This is a genomic window from Amaricoccus sp. W119, assembly GCF_047275745.1.
In the GTDB taxonomy this organism is placed as follows: Bacteria; Pseudomonadota; Alphaproteobacteria; order Rhodobacterales; family Rhodobacteraceae; genus Amaricoccus.
Window position 1 is genome coordinate 1 of the sequence record NZ_JBKQWU010000113.1, and the last position, 6,017, is coordinate 6,017.

Annotated in this window: 5 protein-coding genes; 4 read left to right on the forward strand and 1 reads right to left on the reverse strand. The window is 69.9% G+C overall.

From position 1 onward, the window contains the following. The coding region (gene iolD, locus ACLJK8_RS21700; protein ID WP_413152513.1) for a 3D-(3,5/4)-trihydroxycyclohexane-1,2-dione acylhydrolase (decyclizing) at positions 1 to 1,762 on the reverse strand (1,762 nt) is incomplete at its 3' end. 101 nt (positions 1,763 to 1,863) lie between these two features. Between iolD and iolG the strand changes: the two genes are divergently transcribed. From iolG to ACLJK8_RS21720, 4 genes are all read left to right on the forward strand, one after another. After that, on the forward strand, positions 1,864 to 2,871 hold the full coding sequence (gene iolG / locus ACLJK8_RS21705) for an inositol 2-dehydrogenase (RefSeq protein WP_413152514.1): 1,008 nt from the start codon (positions 1,864 to 1,866) through the stop codon (positions 2,869 to 2,871). Positions 2,872 to 2,875: 4 nt separating this feature from the next. Next, complete coding sequence (locus ACLJK8_RS21710) at positions 2,876 to 4,312, forward strand: NAD-dependent succinate-semialdehyde dehydrogenase (protein ID WP_413152516.1); 1,437 nt, start codon at positions 2,876 to 2,878, stop codon at positions 4,310 to 4,312. A 12-nt stretch (positions 4,313 to 4,324) separates the two neighbouring features. Beyond that, entirely contained in the window at positions 4,325 to 5,146 is an 822-nt protein-coding gene (locus tag ACLJK8_RS21715) for an HpcH/HpaI aldolase family protein (RefSeq protein ID WP_413152518.1), read from the forward strand. After that, the coding region (locus ACLJK8_RS21720) for a hydroxyacid dehydrogenase (RefSeq protein WP_413152520.1) at positions 5,146 to 6,017 on the forward strand (872 nt) is incomplete at its 3' end. The genes ACLJK8_RS21715 and ACLJK8_RS21720, both read left to right, overlap by 1 nt.

Genomic DNA, 6,017 nt, shown 5'->3' on the forward strand with positions numbered 1-6,017 from the left:
CCCCGACGTCCCAGTCGGCGTCGCCTGGGACCCAGGCGAAGGCGTCGGTCTTGATGGTGATGAGGGTGGTGCGGTCGTTGGCCTGGGCCCAGGCCATGGCTTCCTCGAGGTCGGCGAGGCTCTCGCAGGCCCGCGCGAGCGCGCCCATCGATTCGGCGTGTTTGACGAAGTCGACCGGGAAGGGGTCGATGACCCTGCAGTCGCGGAGCAGGTTGTTGAAGCCCGGCGTGCCCTTGGCGTTCTGCAGGCGGTTGATGACGCCGTAGCCGCCGTTGTCGCAGACGATCAGGATGAACTTGTGCCCGGAGAGCACCGAGGAATAGACGTCGGAATTCATCATCATGTAGGTGCCGTCGCCGATCATGACGATGGGCGTGGTGCCGGGCCGCGCCATCGCATAGCCCCAGCCGGCGGCGATCTCGTAGCCCATGCAGGAGAAGCCGAATTCGCAGTCGAAGGTGCCCGGTGACTTCACGCGCCAGCCCTTGACGAGTTCGCCCGGCAGGCCGCCGGCGGCGGTGATGACCGGATCGGTGGGCTCGGCGGTCCTGTGAACGGCGGCGATGACCTGGGCGTAGGTCGGGAGCTCGGCGTTGGTCGGCTTCTGGTAATCGTCGACCAGCGCGTCCCATTCGCCCATCAGATCGCGGGATTTCGCGGTCCAGCCCTCCGGCGCCGTCCAGTCGCCGAGCGCGGCGTCCATCTCGGTGACGGTGGCGAGCGCGTCGCCGACCACGGCGAGCGAGCGGTGCTTGGTGGCGTCCCAACGCGCGGCGTTGACGCCGATGATCTTCGCGTCGTGATTGAAGACGGTCCAGGAGCCGGTGGTGAAGTCCATGAGCCGGGTGCCGATGGCGAGCACGACATCGGCCTCGGCGGCGAGCGCGTTGGCGGAGGTCGAGCCGAGGATGCCGATCGGGCCGACATGGGCGGCGTGGTCATGCGCGACCGCGCCCTTGCCGGCGATGGTCTCGGACATCGGGATGCCGCGGTCGAGCGCGAATTTCGCCACCGCCTCCTCGGCCAGCGAATAGCGCACGCCGCCGCCGGAGATGATGAGCGGCTTCTTGGCCGATTTCAGGAGTTCCACCGCCTCGGCGAGCTTGCCGGTATCCGGGCGCGGGCGGGGGATGGTCCAGAGCGTCGGCTCGAAGAAGGCTTCCGGATAGTCGTAGGCGACTTCCTGGGTGTCCTGGCAGAGCGAGAGGAAGGCCGGGCCGCAGTCGGCCGGGTCGAGCATCGCCGCGATCGCCTGCGGCAGCGATCCGATGATCTGCTCCGGCAGCGTGATCCGGTCCCAGTAGCGCGTCACCGGCCGGAAGGCGTCGTTCACGGTGACGGTCGGATTTCCGTAATGCTCGACCTGCTGCATCACCGGGTCGGGGCGGCGGTTGGCGAAAGTGTCGCCGGCGATGAGCAGCACGGGGAGGCGGTTGGCATGGGCGAGGCCGGCGGCGGTCACCATGTTGGTGGCACCCGGGCCGATCGAGGAGGTGGCGACCATGAGCTGGCGGCGGCGCTTCGCCTTGGCGAAGCCAATCGCGGCGAGCGCCATCGACTGCTCGTTCTGGCCGCGCCAGGTCGGAAGCTCGTCCTTCACCGCCTCGAGCGCCTCGGAGAGGCAGGTGACATTGCCATGGCCGAAGATGGCGAAGACGCCGGCGAAGAGCGGCACGCGCTCGCCGTCGACCTCGGTGAACTGGTTGCAGAGATAGCGCACCAGCGCCTGCGACATGGTCAGGCGGAGAGTTGACCGACTCATTTCTTTCCTCCCAGTGTTGACGCGCCCTCTCTACGGAATGAGCATTGACAAATCAAGAGCAATGCAACAAACATTGCGAAATTCCAACGGGAGGAAGATCGATGGTTCGAATCGCCGTCCTCGGCTGCGGCCGGATCGGCCGGATGCACGCGGCCAATATCGCCGCGCATCCGCGGGCTGAACTCGCGGGCGTGTTCGACGTGCATCGCCCGGCCGCCGAGGAGGTCGCCGCGAGCCTCGGGGCGCGGCTTTTCGACTCGGCCGAGGCGGTTCTCGCCGCCGGGGATGTCGACGCGGTGCTGATCGCCACCTCGACGCCGACGCACGCGGATCTGCTGGAAGCCGCCGTCGCGGCGGGCAAGCCCGCGCTCTGCGAGAAGCCGATCGACCTCAGCCTGGCCCGCGTCACCGAATGCGCCGCGCGCATCAGGGGGACCTCGGTGCCGATCATGCTCGGCTTCGTGCGCCGCTTCGATCCCGGCCACCGCGCGGTGGCGTCGGCGGTCCGCGACGGGCGGATCGGCGCGTTGCATCAGGTGGCGATCACCTCGCGCGATCCCGGCCTGGCACCGGTCGGCTATCTGCGGGAATCGGGCGGGATCTTCCGCGACATGACGATCCATGATTTCGACATGGCCCGTTTCGTGCTCGGCGAGGAGGTCGAGAGCGTGACCGCCACCGGCGCGCGGCTGGTCGATCCGGCGATGATGGACGAGCTCGGCGATTTCGACACCGTGACCGTGCTGCTCACCACCGCGAGCGGCAAGCAATGCGTGATCACCAATTCGCGCCGCGCCAGCTATGGCTACGACCAGCGGGTCGAAGCCTTCGGCGGCGAGGGCATGGCGGTGTCGGAGAATGTCCGGGCCAACAACGCGGTGCTCTTCCGCGAGGATTTCACCGGGCAGGGCGCGCCCCTGATGAATTTCTTCATCGACCGCTACCAGGCGGCCTTCGCCGCCGAGATCTCGGCCTTCGTCGACGCGGTCGAGAGCGGGAGCCAGCCGGAGGTCGGTTTCGAGGACGGGCGCCTCGCGCTGGTCCTCGCCGAGGCGGCGCTCAGGTCGGCCACGGAAGGCCGGGCGGTCAGGGTCAGCGAGATCGGGTGACGTGATGTATCGGAATTTCGGATTGTTTCTGGGCGGAAGCTGGAGCGGCGCCGCCGGTGGGGAAACCGCCCCGGTCGTGAGCCCGGTGAGCGAGAAGCCGCTCGGCGAGGTGCCGGTGGCCGGCGCCGCCGATACCGAGGCGGCGATCGCCGCCGCCGAGGGCGGGCTCAAAGCCTGGCGGGCGAAATCGGCCTTCGAGCGCGCCGACGCGCTGCATGCGATCGCCGACGAGATGCTGCGCCGCGCCGAGGAGGGCGCGCGGATGATCGCGACCGAGACCGGCAAGCCGATCGCCCAGGCCGGCCGCGAATGGGCGCTCTCGATCGACCAGTTCCGCTGGTACGCCGAGGAAGCCCGCCGGATCTACGGCCGGATCGTCGAATCCCGTGTCCCCGGCGGACGCTTCGAGGTGACGCGCGAGCCGATCGGCATCGTCGCGGCCTTCACCGCCTGGAACTTCCCGGCCGCGCTCGTCGCGCGCAAGGTCGCCCCCGCGCTCGCCGCCGGCTGTTCGGTGATCGTGCGCCCGTCGAGCCAGACGCCGGGCACGGCGATGGTGATGGTCGACTGCTGCCGCGCCGGGAACCTGCCCGAAGGGGTGGTGAACCTCGTCACCGGCCCGACCTCGGCCACCTACGCGCCGATCATGGCCTCGCCCCTGGTGCGCAAGGTCTCGCTCACCGGCTCGACCCGGGTCGGACAGCAGATGATCCGCGACGCCGCCGACACGATGAAGAAGGTGACGATGGAACTCGGCGGCAACGCGCCGCTGATCGTCCATGACGACGCCGATCTTCAGGCCGCGCTCGATGTCTCGGTGCCGACCAAATTCGCCAACGCGGGCCAGGTCTGCGTCACCTGCGACCGGCTCTTCGTGCACGAGAGCCTGCATGACGCCTTCCTCGAAGGTTTCGCGGAACGCGCCAGGGCGCTCAAACTCGGCGACGGGCTCGATCCGGCGACGCGGATGGGGCCGGTCATCAACGGCGGCCGCCGCGCGGAGCTCGAGGGTGTGATCGCCGAGGCGGTGAAGGCGGGGGCGCGCGTCGTCGCCGGCGGCGGCCGGGCCTCGGCCTTCAACGCCGGCTTCTTCCTCGAGCCGACCGTGCTCGCCGATGTGACCGACGAGATGAAGGTCTTCGCCGAGGAGAATTTCGGCCCGATCGCGGCGATCACGCGCTTCCGCGACGAGGACGAGGTGCTCGCCCGCGCCAATGCCGGCGAGATGGGCCTCGCCGCCTATGCCTTCACCCGCGATCCGGCCCGCGCCCGGCGCACCGTCGCGGGGCTCAGGGCGGGCATGGTCGGCATCAACAGTTTCGCGCTCGCCGCCGCCGAGGCGCCCTTCGGCGGCACGCGCTATTCCGGCATGGGCCGCGAGGGCGGCGCCGAGGGGATCACCGATTACCTCGACACCAAGCTCGCCCAGGTCGTGTTCTGAGGAGGCCCGGAGATGATCAGGAACAAGCTCAAGGCGCTCTGGGCCGAGGGCCGGCCGGCGATGAACGGCTGGCTCTCGATCGGCAATGCCTTCACCGCCGAGATCATGGCGGCGCAGGGCTATGACAGCGTGACGATCGACGCCCAGCACGGCGCGCTCGACTATGCCGCCGCGCTCCCGATGCTGCAGGCGATGCGCGCGAGCGGCGTGGTGCCGATGGTGCGCGTGCCCTGGTGCGAGCCCGGCATCATCATGAAGATGCTCGACGCCGGCGCCTACGGGATCATCTGCCCGATGATCAACACGCCCGAACAGGCGGCGGATTTCGTGAGCTACATGCGCTATCCGCCGAAGGGCCAGCGCAGCTTCGGCCCGACGCGGGCGAATTTCTCCGCCGGGGCGAATTACGCGGCCGAGGCCAACGACGAGATCCTCGCCTTCGCGATGATCGAGACCCGGCAGGCGATGGACAATCTCGACGCGATCGCCGCGACCCCGGGGCTCGACGGGCTCTACATCGGCCCGGCCGATCTGACCTTCAGCCTCGAGGGCGGCCGGCTCGCCCCCGCCTTCGACCGCGAGGAGCCGGAGATGGTCGAAGCGATCAAGGCCATCCTCGCCGCCTGCCGGAAGAACGGCATCCGCGCGGCGCTGCATTGCGGCGGTGCCGATTACGCGGCGAAGGCGGTCGGCTGGGGCTTCGACATGACCACGGTCGGCGGCGACTCGCGCCTGCTCGCCGCCGCCGCCAGCGCCAGCGTCGCGCGGTTCCGCGAACTGACCGGCGGGAGCGCCGGGAAACCGGAGACCGCCAGCTCGAAGGGAGGCTACTGATGCCCCATCCGATGCCCCATGTTCTCGTCGCCGGAAAGCTGCATCCGAGCGGGATCGAGCTCCTGCGGGCCCGCCCGGATCTCAGCTTCGACTATGTCGAGGAGGTCTCCGAGCCGAGCTGCGCGGCGCTCATCGACAGGGCCGACGCGCTCGTCATCCGCACCCAGCCGCTCTCGGCCGCGACGGTGGCGAAGGCCGGACGGCTCCGGATCGTCTCGCGCCACGGCGTCGGCTACGATTCGGTCGATCTCGCCGCGCTCAACGCGCGCGGCATCGCGCTCGCGGTGGTGGGCGACGTCAATTCGATCTCGGTCGCCGAACAGGCGATGATGCTCCTGCTCGCGGCGGCGAAACGCGCGGTCCGCGCCGACCGGGCGGTGCGCTCCGGCGGCTGGACCTGGCGCAACGGGCTCGAGCCGGGCGAGCTTTGGGGCAAGCGGCTCCTCATCATCGGCTTCGGCCGCGCCGGGCGGCATCTCGCGCGCATGGCGCGGGGCTTCGGCATGGAGATCCGCGCCCATGACCCGTTCCTCGCCGCCCGGGGCTGGCCCGAGGATCAGGAGGGGGGACAAGTGGCGCCGGCGGGTCTCGCCGAGGGCCTCGCCTGGGCCGATTTCGTCTCCGTCCACGCCCCCAGGACCGACCGCCCGGTGATCGGCGCCCCGGAACTCGCGGCGATGAAACCCTCCGCGATCCTCGTCAACACCGCCCGCGGCGGCGTCGTCGACGAACCCGCCCTCATCGCCGCCCTCGCCGGGAACCGCCTCGCCGGCGCCGGCCTCGACGTCTTCGACGCCGAACCCCCCGCCCCCGAAAACCCCCTCCTCGCCATGGACAACGTCATCCTCTCCCCCCACGTCGCAGGCCTCAC